The sequence below is a fragment of the Streptomyces sp. NPDC090032 genome (genome assembly GCF_044748025.1).
Taxonomy (GTDB): Bacteria; Actinomycetota; Actinomycetes; order Streptomycetales; family Streptomycetaceae; genus Streptomyces.
In genome coordinates this window covers 292,097-309,139 of sequence record NZ_JBIVFF010000008.1, presented here as the reverse complement: position 1 = coordinate 309,139, position 17,043 = coordinate 292,097, and the positions used below count along the sequence as shown (strand labels likewise).

Below are 17,043 nucleotides of genomic sequence, written 5' to 3'. Positions count from 1 at the left end.
TCTACGGCTGGGAGTTGTGGGGGTTTCCCCCGGTGAACAGGCGCATGCGCTCCAGGACCGCCTCCGCCGTCGGCTGTCGCATCTCGTCCACGAGGCGGCCGTCACCGAGGAAGAGCACCAGGTCGGCGTGGCCCGCCGCGCCGGGGTCGTGCGTCACCATCACGACGGTCTGCCCGAGGTCGTCCACCGCCTCGCGCAGGAACCCGAGGACCTCCAGGCCCGCGCGCGAGTCCAGGTTCCCCGTCGGCTCGTCCGCGAAGATCAGTTCCGGTCGCGAAGCGAGGGCCCTGGCGCAGGCCACCCGCTGCTGCTGGCCTCCGGAGAGCTGCGCGGGACGGTGCTTGAGCCGGTCGCCCAGGCCCAGCGTGTCGATGACCTGCTTCAGCCAATCCGCGTCCGGGGTGCGGCCCGCGATGTCCATCGGCAGCGTGATGTTCTCCGCCGCGTTGAGCGTCGGAATGAGATTGAACGACTGGAACATGAAGCCGATCCGGTCGCGCCGCAGCCGCGTCAGCTCCTTGTCGCGCAGGCCCGTGATCTCGGTGTCCCCGAGCCACACCTGCCCCGCGGAGATCGAGTCGAGCCCGGCCAGGCAGTGCATCAGCGTGGACTTGCCCGACCCCGAGGGGCCCATGACGGCGGTGAACCGGCCGCGCGCGATGTCCACGTCGACCGAGTCGAGCGCGAGGACCGCGGTCTCCCCGGATCCGTACGCCTTGGTCAGGCCGCGGGCACGGGCGGCGATGTCGCCCGCCTCCGCCAGGCCGTAGGGCTGTTCTGCTGCCGCTGTGGACAAGGCCGCCTCCTGGGTCTCGCCGTCGTCCTGGCCGTCACAACTCCCTTGTCGCGTAAGAGAGTAGTGGGGTGCGTCACACCTCGGGTATCCCCCCGAGGTCGGGCTCCCGATACGCGTGTAAGGGGCACCTTCGCTGTCTCCTTGCCGGTGCTAGCAGGTCGGCGCTAGCGTGGAAGTCATGGCGAAGACTCAGCTGAACGTACGGGTGGACGAGGACACCGCCCGAGCCGCGCGTGAGCGTGCGCTCGCACGCGGCGTGAGTGTGAACCGGTACATCGAGGAGCTGGTCAGACAGGACGCGGGCGAACTCGGCCGGACGTTCGTCGACGCGGCCGCCGACTTCATGAAGCAGTACGAATCCGTGTTCGCCGAGGAGTTCGGCACGGAGCGCGAAGGCCGACGCTGAACCCTTGAGCGAATCGAAGAACGTGCGTATCGACCTGGCCTGGCTGCTCATGATCGCCGAACAGAAGACTCCCGGAGACCCCCAGGTGACCGACTGGGGCGCGCTCGTCGCCGCCGTCAGCCGCCACGAGGCGGAGATATTCGGGACCGCCGTCTACGACAGCCCGCAGGCGCGGGCCGCGTCACTGCTCCAGCTGCTCCTCCACGTCCCGGCCCTCGAACGCTCGAACGCGATGTTCGCGTCGGCCGTCGCGTACGCCTATCTCGTCGCGAGCGGCCTGAAGGTCGCCACGTCGCCCGACCAGGTCAGGGAACTGGCCCGACTGGTCAAGGACGGCGGGGCGACCGTGCACGACATCGCGGAGGAACTCCGCAGATGGAGCCTGTGAGCCGTCAGGCGCTCACAGGGGGCAGCTCGGCGTCCGCTGCGAACGCAGCCGCGTCCCACGTCCCGTCCAGCTCCGGCCCCAGCCAACTCGGCGCGGACGCACGGAAGGTGGGGTGCGTGCCGGCACCTTCGGGGATCGCGCCGAGGAGCTTCGTCCCCGAGACCTCCGGAAAGTCCGCGAGATTGCAGCGGGCCGCGAGGCCGGGCCGCGTCGGCCAGCTGCCGACGACCACGCCGAGCGGCGTCAGGTCCCGGGCGCGCAGGGCCTCCGTCGTCAGGGCCGTCGAGTTGAGTGTGCCGAGCCCCGCCGCGGCGACGACGAGGACCGGCGCTCCGAGGAGCCGCGCGGCGTCCGCGAGCGTGCCCCCGTCCGCGTCGAAGCGCACGAGCAGGCCGCCCGCACCCTCGACCAGGACGAGATCGTGCTCCGTGGCCAGCTTCGCCGCCGCGTCGGCAACCTCGTGCGGGCGCACCGGCGGGAGGCCGGCGCGCAGCGCGGCCGTCGCGGGCGCCAACGGCTCCGGATACCGCGCCAGTTCGACAGCCGTCACTCCGCCGCCCACCAGCCGCGTGACCTCGTCCGCGTCCCCGCACTCACCGGGACCGACCCCGGTCTGGGCCGGCTTCAGGACGGCCACCGACCGCCCCGCGGCCAGCGCGGCGGCCGCCACGGCCGCCGTCGTGACCGTCTTGCCGATCTCGGTTCCGGTCCCCGTGACCACCAGTACTGTCATGCCGTTCAGCCCTCCCGCGCGGCCGCGCACACCGCGCGGCCGATCCGTGCCAGATCCTCGTCACCCGTGATGTACGGGGGCATCGTGTACACGAGGTCGCGGAACGGCCGCAGCCACACGCCCTCGCGCACCGCCGCCCGTGTGGCCGCCGCCATGTCGATCTCGTGGTCCAGCTGTACGACACCGATCGCGCCGAGCACGCGTACGTCGCGCACCCCGGGCAGCTCCGAGGCCGCGGCGAGCGACTCCCGCAGCCCCGACTCGATCCGCTTGACCTCCGTGGCCCAGTCCTGCCCGAGCAGGAGATCGATCGAGGCACAGGCCACCGCGGCGGCGAGGGGGTTCCCCATGAACGTGGGCCCGTGCGCGAGCACCGGCACCTCACCGCGCGAGATCCCGTCCGCCACACGCGCCGTGCACAGCGTCGCCGCCAGCGTCATATAGCCGCCGGTCAGCGCCTTGCCGACACACATCACGTCGGGGGTCACCGACGCGTGCTCGGCGGCGAACAGCGCCCCGGTCCGCCCGAACCCCGTGGCGATCTCGTCGAACACGAGGAGCACGTCGTGCGCGTCGCAGGCCTCGCGCAGGACCCGCAGATACGCGGGGGAGTGGAACCGCATCCCGCCCGCGCCCTGCACGACGGGCTCCACGATCACGGCCGCCAGCTCATGGGCGTGACGCCCGATCAGCTCGTGCAGATGATCCGCGTAGGCCTGCTCGTACGCGGCCGGCGGGGCGTCGGCGAACACGTGCTGCGGCAGCGCCCCCGACCACAGCTCGTGCATGCCGCCCTCGGGGTCGCAGACCGCCATCGGCTGCCAGGTGTCACCGTGGTAGCCGCCGCGCCACGTCAGCAGGCGGCGCTTCTCCGGCCGGCCGAGGGAACGCCAGTGCTGGAGGCACATCTTGATCGCGACCTCGACGGACACGGAGCCCGAGTCGGCGAGGAAGACGTGCTCCAGGCCCTCCGGCGACATGTCGACAAGGCGCTTCGCGAGCCCGACGGCGGGCTCGTGCGTGAGCCCGCCGAACATGACGTGGCTCATCCGGCCGAGCTGGTCGGTCACCGCCTCGTTGAGCGCGGGGTGGTTGTAGCCGTGGATCGCCGACCACCAGGACGACATCCCGTCGACCAGCTCGGCACCTTCACCGCCCGTACCGGCGAGCCTGAGGCGCACCCCGGCCGCCGACTCGACGACGAGCGGTTCCTGCCGCCCCGGCATCGGACCGTACGGATGCCACACGTGCCGCCGGTCCAGTTCGAGCAGCTCCGCCACGGGCAGCCCGGTCACCGGCAGTCCCGGCCCCTCAGGCATTGGGTGCGAGGTCCGTTCCGGCACCCCGGCGGCGTACGGCGACGAGGTCCGTGCGCGCCTCGGGGACCTCGGCGGTCGTGGGCTCCGCGGCTTCTCCATGAGAGCCGCAGCCCTCGCCGGAACCGCAGGCCGAAGCCGCGCCGGAGCCGCAGGCCGCCTCGGCCCCGGAGCCGCACGGCCCGCCCCGGTGCTCGGGCAGCGTCACCTGGTCGGTGCCCTCCACCTCGAACCCGGCGTCTGTGATCATGTCCAGGTCCGCCTTGCCCGCCTGGCCCTCACTCGTCAGGTAGTCGCCGAGGAAGATGGAGTTGGCGAGGTGGAGCGCCAGCGGCTGCATCGAGCGCAGGTGCACCTCGCGCCCGCCCGCGATCCGCACCTCGACGTCGGGGCAGACGAAGCGGACCATCGCGAGGATCCGCAGGCAGCGCTGCGGCGTCAGGTTCCACTCCTTGGCGAGGGGCGTGCCCTCGAAGGGGATCAGGAAGTTGACCGGCACCGAGTCCGGGTCGAGTTCACGCAGCGAGTAGACGACGTCCACCAGGTCCTCGTCGCTCTCGCCCATGCCCGCGATGAGCCCGGAGCAGGCGGACAGACCGGCCGCATGGGCCTTCTGCACCGTGTCGACGCGGTCCGCGTACGTGTGTGTCGTCGTGATGTCGCCGTACGTGCTCTCGGAGGTGTTGAGGTTGTGGTTGTACGCGTCGGCGCCCGCCCCGCGCAGCCGCTCGGCCTGGCCCTCGGAGAGGAGTCCGAGGCAGGCGCACACCTCGACGCCCTCGTTCTGCTCCTTGATCGCTCCGATGGTCTCCGAGACACGGTCGACGTCCCGGTCCGTCGGGCCGCGCCCGGACGCCACCAGGCAGACCCGCTTCGCGCCGCCCGCGACACCCGCGGCCGCCGCCTTCGACGCCTCGTCGGGCTTCAGCCACGTGTACTTGAGGATCTCCGCCTTGGACCCGAGCCGCTGCGAGCAGTACGAGCAGTCCTCGGGGCACAGGCCCGACTTGAGGTTGACCAGATAGTTGAGTTTCACCCGCCGGCCGAACCACTGCCGCCGCACCTTGCCGGCCGCGGCGACCACATCGAGCAGTTCGTCGTCGGAAGTCGCCAGAACGGCGAGCGCTTCTTCACGGCTCGGCAGCTCGCGCCGCAGCCCCTTGTCCACCAGCGTGTTCAGCAGGTCCATAGCCCGATCCTGGCCTACGTCCCCTGTTCAGGCCAAGGAGGCTCCGGACAACTCTGCCGGTTCGACGTGTGGGTATTGCCACACACTGGTCGGCTGGATGTCCCGCTAGTGTCTGTGCACTGCCTACAAAACTGTCTACAAAGCAGCAGCGGGCACGGGACAGCACACCCCACTCGAGAACCGGTCGCGACACGGCCGTCGGAGGGACTCACATGGCGGGATCGCCGTTCGGCTGGATCGACGAGCAGGAGCGCGTGCGCCGCGGCGCCGGACTCGTCCGCACGCTGCGCCCCCGACCGTCATCGAACCCCGTCCTCGATCTCGCGAGCAACGACTACCTCGGCCTCACCCGCCACCCCGAGATCACCGGGGGAGCGGCGGACGCGGCGCTGCGCTGGGGCGGCGGCGCCACGGGCTCCCGGCTCGTCACGGGCACCACGGAGCTGCACACCGAACTCGAGCGCGAACTCGCCGCGTTCTGCGGCTTCGAGGCGGCCCTCGTCCTCTCGTCCGGCTACGCGGCCAATCTCGCCGCCGTGACCGCACTCGCTCCGCACGGCTCCCTGATCGTCTCGGACGCGAGCAACCACGCCTCCCTCATCGACGGCTGCCGGCTCGCCCGCGGCGCCACGCAGGTCGTTCCGCACGCCGCCCCGGACGCCGTACGCAAGGCCCTCGACACACATCAGGGGCAGGCGGTCGTCGTCTCCGACTCCGTCTTCTCGGTGGACGGCGACGCGGCTCCACTCGCCGAACTCGCTGATGTGGCGAGAGAGTTCGGCGCGGGCCTGATCGTCGACGACGCGCACGGGCTCGGAGTGCTCGGCGACGGCGGCAGGGGCGCGCCGCAGGCGGCGGGGCTCGCGGGCGCCGACGACACCGTCGTCACCGTCACCCTCTCCAAGTCGTTCGGCAGCCAGGGCGGCGCCGTCCTCGGTCCCGCCCGGGTGATCGACCACCTCGTCAACACCGCGCGGACGTTCATCTTCGACACGGGCCTCGCGCCCGCCGCGGCCGGCGCCGCGCTCGCGGCCCTGCGCCTGCTGCGCCGCGAGCCCGAGCGCGCCGACCGGGCGCGCGCCGTGGCCTCCTCGCTGCACGAACTCCTCACCGCCGAGGGGCTCCAGGCCGTACGGCCGGACGCCGCCGTCGTCTCCGTGCGTGCGCCGTCCCCCGAAGAGGCGGTGCGCTGGGCGGCCGACTGCCGAGAAGCGGGCCTCGCCGTCGGCTGCTTCCGTCCCCCGTCCGTGCCGGACGGTATCTCGCGACTGCGGCTGACCGCCCGCGCCGACCTGACCGACGATCAAATCGTCGAGGCCGTACGGGTGATCAGCCGCAACGCTCCCGACTCGGCGTTCACCGCAGGGAGTTGAGGAACCCCTCCCATGTGGAGGGCGAGAAGAGCAGGGCGGGTCCGGCCGTGCGCTTGGAATCGCGCACGGCGAGCAGCCCGGCCGAAGGGCCGCGACGCAGCGCGGCCGTCTCGACGCAGTTGTTCATTCCGGTACTTCGACTGCTTCGCCGCCATGGCGCGTCGTGCAGAGAGGTGCTGGGAACCGCGGCGGGTGGTACGTACCGAGGCAGAGCTGACATGGCGCCTCCTTACGTGCGTTCACTGACCTCAGGGCGGTGTGCTCCGGCGATCCCGGCAATGAAATCCAGTGAGTCCCCGGGCGAAAGGGCGTGGATCCGAAGGGTGTCAAAGGCGTCCGTGTACGCCTTGAGGTCTTCTTTCCGCTCGAGGTAGAGGCTACTCGTCAAATGGTCGAGAACTACTACGTCCAGATCAGAAGTGTTCGGAAATGAGAACACAACGAAAGGGCCGGTTAGTCCGACATGCTCCCCCGCGGCGAACGGCAATACCTGTAGCCGTACATGGGGAAGCTTCGCCACGGCGGCGAGATGACGCAGCTGCTCCGCCATCACCCGGGGACCGCCCACCGGCCGCCGCAGCACCGCCTCGTCGAGCACCGCGCTGAGCCGCAGCGGCGACGCCGAACGCAGCACGTCCTGCCGGGCGATCCGCACCTCGACCAGGGCGTCGACCTGCCCGTCCGGCAGCCCGGCGAGCGCGGCCCTGGTCACCGCGCGCGCGTAGTCGGGCGTCTGGAGGAGTCCCGGCACGACGGACGTCTCGACCGTCCTCACCCGGCACGCCTGCGACTCCAGGCTGATGAAGTCCCGGTAGGCGGGCGGCAGAAGACCCCGGTAGGCGTGCCACCAGTGCTGGCCGCCGTCGTCCCCCGACCCGGCCAGCGCGACCAGCAGGTCCCGTATGCCGGGGTCCGAGACCTCGAAGGCATCGAGCAGGAGGCGTACGTCCGACGCTTTCACGCCGCTGCGCCCGGTCTCGATACGGCTCACCTTCGACTGGTGCCAGCCGACGAGCCGGGCCGCCTCACCACTGGTGAGCTGCGCGCGCGCACGCAGCGCGCGCAGCTCCGCGCCGAGCCTGCGGCGGCGCACCGCCGGACCGTGTTTCATTCCGTCTCCTTGGACCTGCGGCCCGGCTCCTTCCGGCCCGGTGGATCGTTGTTCTGAGCCGACGGTAGAGGAAGCCGGCGATGTACGCCCAAATGCGGCCCACCGACGCAGAGTTCACCGCTTCGAGCGACAGATATATGCATATCCCGGGGGATTGGCTCCATGGGCCGAGCGGGAGTGGCACTCTGGCGCGAAGCACCAGTCCGGGGGTCGCCTCGAGTCATCCGCCATGTGTCGGATTCAGGCCCCGGCGAAAAAAGGGACGACGTCGCCATGGCAGATCACCAGGAAGCATCCGTCACTCTGCCGAGCGATCCTGCCTCGGTCTCCTCGGCCCGCGCATATGTCTGCGACGTACTCGCCGAATGGGGTATGCCGCGCGACGCGGAAACAGCCGACACCGTTCGGCTCATCGTCTCCGAACTCGCCACGAACGCGGTGATGCACACCCGCGGGCAGTCACCGGTCTTCACCGTCGACGTGCATCTGGCGCGCGACGAACAACTGCGCATCGGCGTCACGGACAGCCACCCGCGCTACCCGAAGCGGCTGCCGGCCGCCGTCCAGCAGGACAACGGGCGCGGCATGGTGATCATCCGCTGGCTGACCGCGGAGTGCGGCGGAAGCCTGTCGGTCCGGCCCACCCCCGAAGGCGGCAAGACGGTATGGATCGCCCTGCCGTGGACGGTCCCCGTCCCGCAGGCGTGAAGGGCGGCGGGTGCGAGACGGCTACGGGGACGGGGCGTCCGTCCCCTCCTGTGCCCGCGTGAGCGAGCGCCGCACGAGGCGCGGCAGTACGCCCCACAGACCAGCACAGACCGCAAAAGTGCACGCCCCCGCCGCGATGCCCGCCGCGCGCCCCGCGGTGACGTCCACGACGAGCAGCACGGACCCGGCCAGGGCGAGCATCAGCACGCTCAGGCCGGCCGAGGCGAGCCGCGAGGACATCTGCACGATCTCCGGCTTGGCGCCCTGCCGGAACAGCGCGCGGTGCAGTGCCGCGGGCGCCGTGAAGAGCGCGGCGGCGAGCACCGCGAGCAGCAGGGTCGCGATGTAGGTCGCGCGCTGCACGCCGTCGAGCGACGGGAACCTCGGTGTGAACGCGAGCGTCAGCAGGAACGCGAACAGGATCTGCACGCCCGTCTGGGTGACTCGCAGCTCCTGCAGCAGCTCGCCGAAGTTCCGGTCCGCGCGCTCCAGCCGCGTCTCGTGGCGGTCCTGAGGCCGGTCCTGAGCTCCGCTCGACGGGCCCGTGGCGCGTCGGGCGTCCTCGCCGCCTGCGGGTCGGTCCTCGTCCATACGACCACGAGTACCCCATCGCGCGGTTCCAAGGCGGACGGGGCGGGCGCGTGCACCCTGCGCCGCCTGACGGGTCCCCCAGGACCCTGGGGACCCGTCAGGCGGCGCCTAGGTCGTTGCGGACACGACCTAGCGCACGCGCCCGTACCAGACGCTCTTCGTCCAGATCCTCTCCAGTCGCACCACGGCACCGGTCTGCGGCGAGTGCCAGATCCTTCCCTTCCCGGCGTAGATGCCGACGTGGTAGATGCCGCGGCCCGCGTGGAAGAAGACCAGGTCACCGCGTTGGCGATGGGACGCGGAGACATGACGGGTCTTGTTGTACTGCTGGGCGGCGGTGCGGGGCAGTTTTTTGCCCACACGCTTGAACGAGTAGCGGGTCAGGCCCGAACAGTCGAACCTGTGGGGACCTGAGGCCCCCCACTGGTAGGGGCTTCCTTTCTTGGAGGCCGCGATCTGGAGGGCCTTGGTCGCCGGTGGCGCGGCTTCCGCTTGGGGCGCGGCTCCGGGAACCAGCAGGCTGCCACCTGTTACGGCGAGCGTGAGGGCCGAGGCGGTGCCGGCCCGGGTCAGCAGCGACGGGACACGATTGAGCGCAGTCATGCGCAACCCTTCGTCAGCCGCCTGTGAAGGATGACCTGTCGGATTCGGGCTGGCGAAGTTGCCCGGCCGCGAAGTGCGGCTTCACCCCAAGGACCGGCCCGGAAAACAGCTCCGGCGGCCCGTCGTGCTCGGGTCCTCCACTCCTGCCGATCCACTTCTGTCGACCTGGCATCCGTACGGCGGCAGGACTCGGCGTCCGCACGGACCGCCCCGCCGCGGCGGCGGGGGCTTGTCGTCGGAAGGGATCTTCACGCACGAACGCCGCGAACGCAGGGTCGAATCGGCCTTGTGTGAGTGTCCTCACGACTGATCTGTTCGGGTGGACAGCACTCCTTGCGACCTCGGAGCGGGGGTCCCAACGACGCCCGCACCAGCAGCGGAAGGCGAAATTCCGCACTCCGCGTACGCGTTCCGCGCAACTTTTCCGGTTCGCATGTGCGAGTGCCGGCTACTCCGTATGTGGGTACCTCTTCTGGTCCGTTTCGGCCCCGGCCCGGACAGTTCGCATCGAATCGACCGCCCCGGTCCCTAATGCACCGTCAATTGACCGTCTCCGGCGGCACTGTGACGCGTTGTGTCCTTCTTTCTCCGTCCAGGACCCGCAAAGCCCGAGCCAGCGTCGTCGCGTGGACCTCGCTCTCGCCCCGCTGATGCATGAGCGTCAGGGCGTCCCTGAGCGCCGTCGCCTTGCTGACGAGCGCTTGCGCGGCCCGTAGTCCGCCGTACGTGTGGTCGCTCCTGGCCGGGTTGATCCTGCCGAGCAGGTCGACCACCTCCAGGTAGCGGTCGAGGAGTTCGCACTCGGCGCGGGTCAGTGCGGGCAGCGGCGGCAGCTCGGGCGGCAGCATCGGCGGTTCACCGGGCGCCGGGAGCGGAACCGGACGTCTTGCGGTTCTCGATGACCCGGTCCACGAGCCCGTACTCCACGGCATCCTGGGCCCGCAGGATCGTGTCCCGCTCGATGTCGGCGCCGATGCGCTCGCGGCTCCGCCCGGTGTGCCGCGCGAGCAGTTCCTCCAGCTGGGCCCGCATGCGCACCAGTTCACGGGCCTCGATCTCCAGGTCGGTCGGCTGACCCTGCGCCGGCTCGGGCAGGCCGGGCTGCTGGATCACCACGCGCGCGCCGGGCAGCATGGCCCGCTTCCCCGGCGTCCCGGCGGCCAGGAGTACGGCGGCGGCGGAGGCGGCCTGCCCCAGGCACACGGTTTCGACCTCACAGCTGACGAACCGGATCGTGTCGTAGATCGCCGTCATCGCGCTGAACGAGCCGCCGGGGGAGTTGATGTACAGCGCGATGTCCCGGTCCGGCGCGGTGTACTCGAGGTGCATGAACTGTGCCATCACGTCGTTCGCGGAGGTGTCGTCGATCGGCGTCCCCAGGAACACGATCCGCTCCTCCAGGAGCTTGGAGTACGGATCGAGGGTGCGGTGCCCGGCCGAGGTGCGCTCGGTGAACTCGGGCAGGACATAGCGGGCGGAAGGTCGGGTCATGGCGCGTGCCTCCTTGAGCGCGACACGCGGTCGCTACTCGGTCGCTGCTTCTGTAAAAAATGTACAGGACGTACGGAGAGCGGAAAAGGCTGGAGGCGTGCGGAGCGCGAGAAAGGGGGCCGGCCCGCGCTCGATGCGCGTGGGCGGCCCCCTGTTACGTACTCCTGCGTCGTGGCTACCGGTCGCCGTCGTCCGTCCGGGACAGGCGCAGTGCGAGATGTTGCAGGAGGTCGGCGGACTTGATGTCGGTCCGGCCCGAGTCGTGCACCTCGGCCAGCTCGGAGAAAAGGAACGCGAACGCGCCCACCAGGGAGATCGTCACCGGCATCAGCGCCGCGATGGTCGCTTCCGCCGCCTCCTCCACGCTCGATTCCGCCGGGATCTCGATGGAGGGGAACACCTCTGTCACCAGGCGCCCGAGCTGGGCGTCCTCGGTGTCGATGTCGGGCTCGGCATCCTTGCTGAGCCTGCGCACCATTTCCTGGGTCTCGGTCAGGACGCCGATTGCGCGCAAGATGATCTCGCTCTGTTCCATGCGCGGAGCCTAGGCCGACGGGCCCCGCCGCGGGCGCTGTTCCGGGCGGGGCGCCGTCGGATCCGTGCAAGCAGCCATGCAGCACGAACAGTTGACACGTCGACGCTACGCGCGGCCACTGACAACGGCGGCGCCCTCGAACCGTCCCGCCGAGCCCGCCGTCCCACCTGCGGGTTGCCGTGCGCTCACGCACCGTGTCCGTGCCGCGGGCCCGGTCTAAGCTGGAGGACATGGCCTACGAGATTCCGGTGACGCAAGCCCGCGCTGAGCTCGCCGATCTGATCAACCGCGTCGTGTACGGGGGCGAGCGCGTCGTTGTGACCCGGCACGGCAAGCCGCTCGTCGCGCTGGTCTCCGCCGCCGATCTGGAGCGCCTCGAGGCCCTGGGCGAGCCGGAGGACGAGCGCGTCATCAGCTCTGTCCCCAGCATCGGCTCGACCTCGACCTCGACCACCGGCCACGACCGCCACCGCTTCGGCATCGCCGCGGAGCACCGGGGGCCGGAGGTCAGGTAGGTCGGGCGGGACGGGTTAGGCAGGCAGGTCGGACGGGACTGGTAAGTCGGCGGGGGCAGGTCAGGCCGCTCCGTCAGGTCGGGCGGGTCTGGCCGTTCTCAATGCGGGCCTGGATCAAGCGACTTGGGTGGCCGGTCCTGGCAGGGGAAGGCCGTGCGCCCCCGTCCGCTACAGCGGGGACGCACGGCTGTCATGAGGGCCGTCGGTGTCAGCCGACCGCCACCGCGTCCCTCGCCGCGGGCTCCCCGGCCCCTTCGCCGGCGCCCCGCTGCCTGCGCAGCCCGCCGAGCAGTACGCACACGAGCCCGAGCCCCGCCCAGGCCGCCAGCGTGATCGCGGGCGTCATGGCCCGCGCCCCGTCGAAGTAGGACACCGAGCGCAACAGCGTTCCACCCGCGCCCGGCGGCAGGAACTGTCCGATGCGGCCGACCGGTTCGGGCAGCAGCTGCGGCGCCGACGACACCCCGGAGAAGGGGTTTCCGAGCAGCACCATCAGGAGCCCGCCCGCCCCTATCCCCGCCGGGCCGAGCAGCGCGGCGAGCCCGGCCACGGTGCCGCTCACGGCCAACGCCGAAAGGCCCAACACCCCTGCTTCGTACCACCAGTTGCCGGTAAGAACCCCGAGCCAGGTGTGCGTGAGCGCCGCCGCCACGACGCCGGTGAGCGCCGCCGCCACGATGAGCGCACCCGCCGCGCGCCACCCGCGCAGGCCGAACAGCGTCACTGCCGCACCGCCGGCCACCCCCGCGATCGCCAGTGGCAGCACGCTCGAACTCAGCACCACCCCGCGCGGATCCCCGGCCGGCGCGGCCACCACGTCGACCGTCGGCACCTGCGTTCCCTTGGGGGCCCCGGCGCTCACCGCCTGCTGGAGCAGCTGCGCCACGACAGGGCTCGCCGCCGTAGCGGTGAGGAGCTTCGGGCCCTGGGCCGTCGCCACCACCGCTCCGTAGACGCCCCGGTCCTCGATCGCCGCGCGCGCCGCCGTCTCGTCGGCGTACCGGTGAATCTCGAACGCGCCTTCGTGGGAGCGCAGTTGCTGTTCGACGGGTGCTGCCGCGGCCGCCGGTCCCGCGACGCCGAGGGGCAGGTCGCGGGGTGCGGTTCTGGCGCCGGGCCAGGCGAACGCCCACAGTGCGAGGGCGACGAGCACCGGGACGAGCAGGGTGACCGCGGCCATCCTGCGCGCCGGAGACGGCGAGGCCGGGGTGGCGGACGGGCTGGACATGACTTCCTCCGGGAGGAGCGGGAGCTTTGAAGGGGCGGGAGCTTCGACGGGGCGGGGGTCGCCGAGAGCATCGCGTTGCAGGGAAGGGTGTGGGCAGGATCGCTATAGAGAAGGATCATTCGTTTTACCGACGGCCCACTGTCCCGGTGGGGCGATTCCTTGTCAAGAAGGAATGTTCGTTTTACGTTGTGACCATGGCTCGTGTATCCCAGGAACACCTGGACGCCCGTCGTCGGCAGATCCTCGACGGAGCGACCCTCTGCTTCGCGCTCAACGGCTTTCATGCCACGTCCATGCAGGACGTACTGAAGTCGGTCAACCTCTCCGCGGGGGCGGTGTACCGCTACTTCAGCGGCAAGGAGGAGCTGATCGGGGCCATCGTCAACGAGGTGCTAGCGGACATACGGGGTGTCTTCGAGTCCGCCGGCGCCGAGAGCCCGCCTCCGCCGCCGGACGTGCTGGTGGGGCGGGTTCTGAGCAAGATCCTCGGGATGCGGCCGGGGCTCACGCACGAGGGTGTGTCCGTGTTCCCGCGACTGATGGTCCAGGTGTGGACGGAGACCCTGCGCAACGACGAGCTCTCCCGGGTGATGCGCGCGGGCTACGACGGGGTGCGCGCGGCCTGGGTGAAGATCGTCGAGGGGTATCAGGCCGCGGGGATGATGCGGGCCGACATCCCCGCCGACGACGTCGCCCGGATCATGATTGCCACGGCGCAGGGATTCGCCGCGCAGCAGGCCCTGTTCGGCGAAGTTCGGGTCCCGGTCAAAACTTTGCAGAACGGCCTGAAGGCCCTGATGAGTATGGGTGAGGCCACTACGCAGTCATGAGCGGGTCAAAGGGTGGTTAACCTCGTTGAAACTCCCCGCAATTAGCCTGCGCTGCACGTCACCAGCGGTTTGTGTAACCGGGATGCGCAAGATCGTGTGCATTTCTTGTATGTTACATCTATATTCGCCGCGGTGGCCGCGGCAACCGGACCCCGCACGGTCCGGAGCGAAGGACTGTGAGGTGAGCTGTGCAACTGACCCCGCACGAGCAGGAAAGACTGCTCATTCATGTGGCCGCCGACGTGGCCGAGAAGCGTCGGGCCCGGGGTCTGAAACTCAACCATCCCGAGGCGATCGCTCTGGTCACGTCGCACATTCTCGAAGGTGCCCGTGACGGCCGGACCGTAGCCGAACTCATGTCGTCAGGTCGCAAGGTGCTCACGCGCGACGACGTCATGGAGGGCATCCCCGAGATGATCCACGACGTGCAGGTCGAGGCGACCTTCCCCGACGGCACCAAGCTCGTCACCGTCCACGACCCGATCGTCTGACGGGGGAGCGGTTTCATGATTCCCGGAGAGATCCTGTTCGCGGACGAGCCCGTCGTGTTCAACGAAGGCCGCGAGGTCACCCGTCTGACCGTGCTCAACGCCGCCGACCGGCCCGTCCAGGTCGGCTCCCACTACCACTTCGCCGAGGCCAATCCCGGTCTGGAGTTCGACCGTGCCGCGGCGCACGGTCTGCGACTCAACATCGCCGCAGGGACCGCCGTGCGCTTCGAGCCCGGAATCCCTGTCGACATCGAACTCGTGCCTCTGGCCGGCCGGCGCATCGTGCCCGGACTGAGGGGCCACACCGGAGGTGCCCTCGATGGCTGAGCTCTCCCGCGCCGCCTACGCCGACCTGTTCGGCCCCACCACCGGCGACCGCATCCGCCTCGCGGACACCGACCTGCTGATCGAGATCGAGGAGGACCGCTCCGGCGGCCCCGGACTCTCCGGTGACGAGTCCGTGTTCGGCGGCGGCAAGGTGATCCGCGAGTCCATGGGGCAGTCACGCGCCACCCGCGCAGACGGCGCCCCCGACACCGTCATCACCGGCGCCGTGATCGTCGACCACTGGGGCATCGTCAAGGCCGACATCGGCATCCGCGACGGCCGGATCACCGCGATCGGCAAGTCCGGCAACCCGGACACCATGGACGGCGTCCACCCCGACCTCGTCATCGGCCCCGAGACCGAGATCCTCGCGGGCAACGGCAAGATCGTCACCGCCGGCGCCATCGACACCCACATCCACTTCATCTCGCCGACCATCGTCGACGAGGCGCTCGCCTCCGGAGTCACCACGCTGATCGGCGGCGGCACCGGCCCGGCGGAGGGCTCCAAGGCGACCACGATCACCCCCGGTTCGTGGCACCTTGCCCGCATGTTCGAGGCGATGGAGTCGAGCCCGGTCAACATCGGCTTCCTCGGCAAGGGCAACACCACGTCCGCCGAGTCCATGTACGCCCAACTGCGTGCCGGCGCCGTCAGCTTCAAGATCCACGAGGACTGGGGCGCGACCCCCGCCGTCATCGACGCCTGCCTGAACGTCTGCGAGGACACCGGCGCGCAGCTCGCCGTCCACACGGACACCCTGAACGAGGCGGGCTTCGTCGACGCCACCTTCGACGCCGTCGCAGGCCGCACCCTGCACGCCTTCCACGTCGAGGGCGCGGGCGGCGGACACGCGCCCGACATGATCACGGCCGTCTCGCTGCCCAACATGCTGCCGAGCTCGACCAACCCGACGCGGCCGCACACCGTCAACACCGTCGAGGAACACCTCGACATGCTGATGGTCTGCCACCACCTCAACCCGGCTGTCCCCGAAGACCTCGCCTTCGCGGAGTCCCGGATCCGGCCCACCACCATCGCGGCCGAGGACATCCTCCACGACATCGGCGCCATCTCGATCATGTCCTCGGACTCTCAGGCGATGGGTCGTATCGGCGAGGTCGTGCTGCGGACCTGGCAGACCGCGCACGTCATGAAGCGCCGCCGCGGTCAACTGCCCGGCGACACCCGGGCCGACAACCTGCGCGCCCGTCGCTATGTCGCCAAATACACGATCAACGCGGCCGTCGCGCAGGGCGTCGACCACGAGATCGGGTCCGTCGAGACCGGCAAGCTCGCCGACCTGGTGCTCTGGGACCCCCAGTTCTTCGGCGTCAAGCCGCTGCTCGTCATCAAGGGCGGCCAGATCGCGTACGCGCAGATGGGCGACGCCAACGCGTCCATCCCCACACCGCAGCCGGTCCTGCCCCGCCCCATGTTCGGAGCCCACGGCAGGGCCCCGGCCTCGAACTCCTTCTTCTACGTGACGCAGACCGCCCTCGACGACGGCCTGCCCGAACGCCTCGGTCTGGACAGGAAGTTCGTGCCGATCCGCTCGACGCGGGGACGCACGAAGGCGGACATGCGGCAGAACGACGCGCTGCCGCGGGTCGAGGTCGCCCCCGACAGCTTCGCCGTCACCATCGACGGCGAACTCGTCGAGCCCGCGCCCGCCGCCGAACTGCCGCTCGCCCAGCGGTACTTCCTGTTCTGACGGGCCGAGAAGAAGAGTCATGACACGAGCCGCACTACTCGTCCTGGCCGACGGCCGCTTCCCCGCCGGTGGGCATGCCCACTCCGGCGGGGCGGAGGCCGCCGTCAAGGCGGGACGCATCACCGGCGCGGCGAGCCTGGAGGACTTCTGCCGGGGCCGTCTGCACACCACGGGGCTGGTGTCGGCGTCCCTGGCTGCCGCCGCCGCGCTCGGCCTCGACCCGGTCACCCTGGACGGGGCCGCGGACGCCCGTACCCCGTCGCCCGCCCTGCGCGTTGCTGCGCGCAGGCTCGGCAGGCAGCTCATGCGTGCCGCACGAGCGGCCTGGCCGCATCCCGAACTCGACGCGCTCGCCCGGCGGTTCCCCAAGGGGGCGCACCAGCCGGTGGTCCTCGGCCTCGCCGCGCGGGCCGCGGGCCTCGGCCCCGCCGACGCCGCCTACTGCTCCGTCTACGAGAGCGTCAGCGGGCCCGCCACGGCGACGGTCCGGCTGCTCAGCCTTGATCCGTTCGACGCGACGGCGGGGCTGGCGCGGCTCGCGGACGAGATGGACCGCGTCGCGACGGCGGCCGCCGAGGCCGCGGCACGAGCCGTCACCGAAGGGGTGGACTCACTGCCCGCGGCGTCCGCGCCGCTGCTGGAGGTGGGGGCCGAGGCCCATGCCGCCTGGCCTGTGCGCCTGTTCGCGTCTTAACACG

At 70.7% G+C, this 17,043-nt stretch carries 22 protein-coding genes and 1 riboswitch; of the genes, 10 read left to right on the top strand and 12 right to left on the bottom strand.

Features of this window, described 5'->3' with window-relative positions:
* Nucleotide 1: 1 nt before the first annotated feature.
* Nucleotides 2–796, bottom strand: a complete 795-nt coding sequence (locus ACIPWY_RS22300) for an ABC transporter ATP-binding protein (protein ID WP_393702817.1) — start codon at nucleotides 794–796, stop codon at nucleotides 2–4.
* Between the two features lie 178 nt (nucleotides 797–974).
* Between ACIPWY_RS22300 and ACIPWY_RS22295 the strand changes: the two genes are divergently transcribed.
* Together ACIPWY_RS22295 and ACIPWY_RS22290 are read left to right on the top strand one after the other, a co-directional pair.
* Nucleotides 975–1,202: a toxin-antitoxin system HicB family antitoxin gene (locus ACIPWY_RS22295; RefSeq protein WP_362908878.1), complete on the top strand. Its 228-nt coding sequence runs from the start codon at nucleotides 975–977 to the stop codon at nucleotides 1,200–1,202.
* 49 nt (nucleotides 1,203–1,251) lie between these two features.
* Complete coding sequence (locus tag ACIPWY_RS22290; RefSeq protein WP_362908914.1) at nucleotides 1,252–1,590, top strand: fic family toxin-antitoxin system, toxin component; 339 nt, start codon at nucleotides 1,252–1,254, stop codon at nucleotides 1,588–1,590.
* A gap of 4 nt (nucleotides 1,591–1,594) precedes the next feature.
* Here ACIPWY_RS22290 and bioD read toward each other — a convergent pair whose 3' ends face one another.
* Genes bioD through bioB form a run of 3 tightly spaced genes read right to left on the bottom strand, consistent with a single transcriptional unit; the run spans nucleotide 1,595 to nucleotide 4,828 of the window.
* Complete coding sequence (gene bioD / locus ACIPWY_RS22285) at nucleotides 1,595–2,323, bottom strand: dethiobiotin synthase (protein ID WP_362908877.1); 729 nt, start codon at nucleotides 2,321–2,323, stop codon at nucleotides 1,595–1,597.
* A gap of 5 nt (nucleotides 2,324–2,328) precedes the next feature.
* A complete protein-coding gene (locus ACIPWY_RS22280; RefSeq protein ID WP_393702814.1) occupies nucleotides 2,329–3,642 on the bottom strand; it encodes an adenosylmethionine--8-amino-7-oxononanoate transaminase in 1,314 nt (437 codons plus the stop codon).
* Nucleotides 3,635–4,828 carry a biotin synthase BioB gene (bioB, locus tag ACIPWY_RS22275; protein ID WP_383887098.1) on the bottom strand — a complete coding sequence of 398 codons (1,194 nt, stop codon included), beginning with the start codon at nucleotides 4,826–4,828 and terminating at the stop codon, nucleotides 3,635–3,637. The genes ACIPWY_RS22280 and bioB overlap by 8 nt, the downstream gene beginning before the upstream one ends.
* A 212-nt stretch (nucleotides 4,829–5,040) precedes the next feature.
* Here bioB and ACIPWY_RS22270 point away from each other — a divergent pair, with 212 nt between their 5' ends.
* Nucleotides 5,041–6,201 carry an 8-amino-7-oxononanoate synthase gene (locus ACIPWY_RS22270; RefSeq protein WP_362908874.1) on the top strand — a complete coding sequence of 387 codons (1,161 nt, stop codon included), beginning with the start codon at nucleotides 5,041–5,043 and terminating at the stop codon, nucleotides 6,199–6,201.
* Here the strand turns inward: ACIPWY_RS22270 and ACIPWY_RS22265 are convergent.
* Both ACIPWY_RS22265 and ACIPWY_RS22260 read right to left on the bottom strand, forming a co-directional pair.
* Nucleotides 6,185–6,421, bottom strand: coding sequence for a DUF397 domain-containing protein (locus tag ACIPWY_RS22265; protein WP_401534543.1), 237 nt, complete (start codon nucleotides 6,419–6,421; stop codon nucleotides 6,185–6,187). The genes ACIPWY_RS22270 and ACIPWY_RS22265 overlap by 17 nt on opposite strands.
* 9 nt (nucleotides 6,422–6,430) lie before the next feature.
* Nucleotides 6,431–7,312, bottom strand: coding sequence for a helix-turn-helix domain-containing protein (locus ACIPWY_RS22260; RefSeq protein WP_401534541.1), 882 nt, complete (start codon nucleotides 7,310–7,312; stop codon nucleotides 6,431–6,433).
* Nucleotides 7,313–7,585: 273 nt separating this feature from the next.
* On the opposite strand from ACIPWY_RS22260, the gene ACIPWY_RS22255 reads away from it, so the two are divergent.
* The gene (locus ACIPWY_RS22255; protein WP_362908871.1) at nucleotides 7,586–8,020 is read left to right on the top strand and encodes an ATP-binding protein; all 435 of its coding nucleotides are present in this window, start codon (nucleotides 7,586–7,588) and stop codon (nucleotides 8,018–8,020) included.
* 21 nt (nucleotides 8,021–8,041) lie between these two features.
* On the opposite strand, the gene ACIPWY_RS22250 is transcribed toward ACIPWY_RS22255, so the two are convergent.
* From ACIPWY_RS22250 to ACIPWY_RS22230, 5 genes are all read right to left on the bottom strand, one after another.
* A complete protein-coding gene (locus ACIPWY_RS22250; RefSeq protein WP_393702808.1) occupies nucleotides 8,042–8,611 on the bottom strand; it encodes a DUF6328 family protein in 570 nt (189 codons plus the stop codon).
* Nucleotides 8,612–8,740: 129 nt separating this feature from the next.
* Nucleotides 8,741–9,214 carry a C40 family peptidase gene (locus ACIPWY_RS22245; protein ID WP_362908870.1) on the bottom strand — a complete coding sequence of 158 codons (474 nt, stop codon included), beginning with the start codon at nucleotides 9,212–9,214 and terminating at the stop codon, nucleotides 8,741–8,743.
* Between the two features lie 3 nt (nucleotides 9,215–9,217).
* Nucleotides 9,218–9,419: riboswitch (cyclic di-AMP (ydaO/yuaA leader) on the bottom strand.
* 334 nt (nucleotides 9,420–9,753) lie between these two features.
* On the bottom strand, nucleotides 9,754–10,062 hold the full coding sequence (locus ACIPWY_RS22240) for a hypothetical protein (RefSeq protein WP_362908869.1): 309 nt from the start codon (nucleotides 10,060–10,062) through the stop codon (nucleotides 9,754–9,756).
* 7 nt (nucleotides 10,063–10,069) lie between these two features.
* Nucleotides 10,070–10,705, bottom strand: coding sequence for an ATP-dependent Clp protease proteolytic subunit (locus tag ACIPWY_RS22235; protein ID WP_401534537.1), 636 nt, complete (start codon nucleotides 10,703–10,705; stop codon nucleotides 10,070–10,072).
* A 175-nt stretch (nucleotides 10,706–10,880) separates the two neighbouring features.
* Nucleotides 10,881–11,240, bottom strand: a complete 360-nt coding sequence (locus ACIPWY_RS22230) for a hypothetical protein (protein WP_362908867.1) — start codon at nucleotides 11,238–11,240, stop codon at nucleotides 10,881–10,883.
* Nucleotides 11,241–11,470: 230 nt separating this feature from the next.
* On the opposite strand from ACIPWY_RS22230, the gene ACIPWY_RS22225 reads away from it, so the two are divergent.
* The gene (locus tag ACIPWY_RS22225; RefSeq protein WP_362908866.1) at nucleotides 11,471–11,755 is read left to right on the top strand and encodes a type II toxin-antitoxin system Phd/YefM family antitoxin; all 285 of its coding nucleotides are present in this window, start codon (nucleotides 11,471–11,473) and stop codon (nucleotides 11,753–11,755) included.
* 208 nt (nucleotides 11,756–11,963) lie between these two features.
* Here ACIPWY_RS22225 and ACIPWY_RS22220 read toward each other — a convergent pair whose 3' ends face one another.
* Nucleotides 11,964–12,983: an ABC transporter permease gene (locus ACIPWY_RS22220; RefSeq protein ID WP_401534534.1), complete on the bottom strand. Its 1,020-nt coding sequence runs from the start codon at nucleotides 12,981–12,983 to the stop codon at nucleotides 11,964–11,966.
* A gap of 194 nt (nucleotides 12,984–13,177) precedes the next feature.
* Here ACIPWY_RS22220 and ACIPWY_RS22215 point away from each other — a divergent pair, with 194 nt between their 5' ends.
* From ACIPWY_RS22215 to ACIPWY_RS22195, 5 genes are all read left to right on the top strand, one after another.
* Nucleotides 13,178–13,813: a TetR/AcrR family transcriptional regulator gene (locus tag ACIPWY_RS22215; protein WP_393702799.1), complete on the top strand. Its 636-nt coding sequence runs from the start codon at nucleotides 13,178–13,180 to the stop codon at nucleotides 13,811–13,813.
* 188 nt (nucleotides 13,814–14,001) lie between these two features.
* The gene (locus ACIPWY_RS22210; protein WP_116501972.1) at nucleotides 14,002–14,304 is read left to right on the top strand and encodes an urease subunit gamma; all 303 of its coding nucleotides are present in this window, start codon (nucleotides 14,002–14,004) and stop codon (nucleotides 14,302–14,304) included.
* 15 nt (nucleotides 14,305–14,319) lie between these two features.
* Complete coding sequence (locus ACIPWY_RS22205) at nucleotides 14,320–14,631, top strand: urease subunit beta (protein WP_362908863.1); 312 nt, start codon at nucleotides 14,320–14,322, stop codon at nucleotides 14,629–14,631.
* The gene (locus tag ACIPWY_RS22200; RefSeq protein WP_362908862.1) at nucleotides 14,624–16,345 is read left to right on the top strand and encodes an urease subunit alpha; all 1,722 of its coding nucleotides are present in this window, start codon (nucleotides 14,624–14,626) and stop codon (nucleotides 16,343–16,345) included. Before ACIPWY_RS22205 ends, ACIPWY_RS22200 begins: the two co-directional genes overlap by 8 nt.
* Nucleotides 16,346–16,364: 19 nt before the next feature.
* A complete protein-coding gene (locus ACIPWY_RS22195; protein WP_362908861.1) occupies nucleotides 16,365–17,039 on the top strand; it encodes an urease accessory UreF family protein in 675 nt (224 codons plus the stop codon).
* Nucleotides 17,040–17,043: the final 4 nt, after the last annotated feature.

Coding starts and splice junctions, on each gene's coding strand:
- ACIPWY_RS22295 (WP_362908878.1), top strand. CDS start 975: ATGGCGAAGACTCAGCTGAACGTACGGGTGGACGAGGACACCGCCCGA.
- ACIPWY_RS22290 (WP_362908914.1), top strand. CDS start 1,252: ATGATCGCCGAACAGAAGACTCCCGGAGACCCCCAGGTGACCGACTGG.
- bioD (WP_362908877.1), bottom strand. CDS start 2,323: ATGACAGTACTGGTGGTCACGGGGACCGGAACCGAGATCGGCAAGACG.
- ACIPWY_RS22280 (WP_393702814.1), bottom strand. CDS start 3,642: ATGCCTGAGGGGCCGGGACTGCCGGTGACCGGGCTGCCCGTGGCGGAG.
- bioB (WP_383887098.1), bottom strand. CDS start 4,828: ATGGACCTGCTGAACACGCTGGTGGACAAGGGGCTGCGGCGCGAGCTG.
- ACIPWY_RS22270 (WP_362908874.1), top strand. CDS start 5,041: ATGGCGGGATCGCCGTTCGGCTGGATCGACGAGCAGGAGCGCGTGCGC.
- ACIPWY_RS22265 (WP_401534543.1), bottom strand. CDS start 6,421: ATGTCAGCTCTGCCTCGGTACGTACCACCCGCCGCGGTTCCCAGCACC.
- ACIPWY_RS22260 (WP_401534541.1), bottom strand. CDS start 7,312: ATGAAACACGGTCCGGCGGTGCGCCGCCGCAGGCTCGGCGCGGAGCTG.
- ACIPWY_RS22255 (WP_362908871.1), top strand. CDS start 7,586: ATGGCAGATCACCAGGAAGCATCCGTCACTCTGCCGAGCGATCCTGCC.
- ACIPWY_RS22250 (WP_393702808.1), bottom strand. CDS start 8,611: ATGGACGAGGACCGACCCGCAGGCGGCGAGGACGCCCGACGCGCCACG.
- ACIPWY_RS22245 (WP_362908870.1), bottom strand. CDS start 9,214: ATGACTGCGCTCAATCGTGTCCCGTCGCTGCTGACCCGGGCCGGCACC.
- ACIPWY_RS22240 (WP_362908869.1), bottom strand. CDS start 10,062: ATGCTGCCGCCCGAGCTGCCGCCGCTGCCCGCACTGACCCGCGCCGAG.
- ACIPWY_RS22235 (WP_401534537.1), bottom strand. CDS start 10,705: ATGACCCGACCTTCCGCCCGCTATGTCCTGCCCGAGTTCACCGAGCGC.
- ACIPWY_RS22230 (WP_362908867.1), bottom strand. CDS start 11,240: ATGGAACAGAGCGAGATCATCTTGCGCGCAATCGGCGTCCTGACCGAG.
- ACIPWY_RS22225 (WP_362908866.1), top strand. CDS start 11,471: ATGGCCTACGAGATTCCGGTGACGCAAGCCCGCGCTGAGCTCGCCGAT.
- ACIPWY_RS22220 (WP_401534534.1), bottom strand. CDS start 12,983: ATGTCCAGCCCGTCCGCCACCCCGGCCTCGCCGTCTCCGGCGCGCAGG.
- ACIPWY_RS22215 (WP_393702799.1), top strand. CDS start 13,178: ATGGCTCGTGTATCCCAGGAACACCTGGACGCCCGTCGTCGGCAGATC.
- ACIPWY_RS22205 (WP_362908863.1), top strand. CDS start 14,320: ATGATTCCCGGAGAGATCCTGTTCGCGGACGAGCCCGTCGTGTTCAAC.
- ACIPWY_RS22200 (WP_362908862.1), top strand. CDS start 14,624: ATGGCTGAGCTCTCCCGCGCCGCCTACGCCGACCTGTTCGGCCCCACC.
- ACIPWY_RS22195 (WP_362908861.1), top strand. CDS start 16,365: ATGACACGAGCCGCACTACTCGTCCTGGCCGACGGCCGCTTCCCCGCC.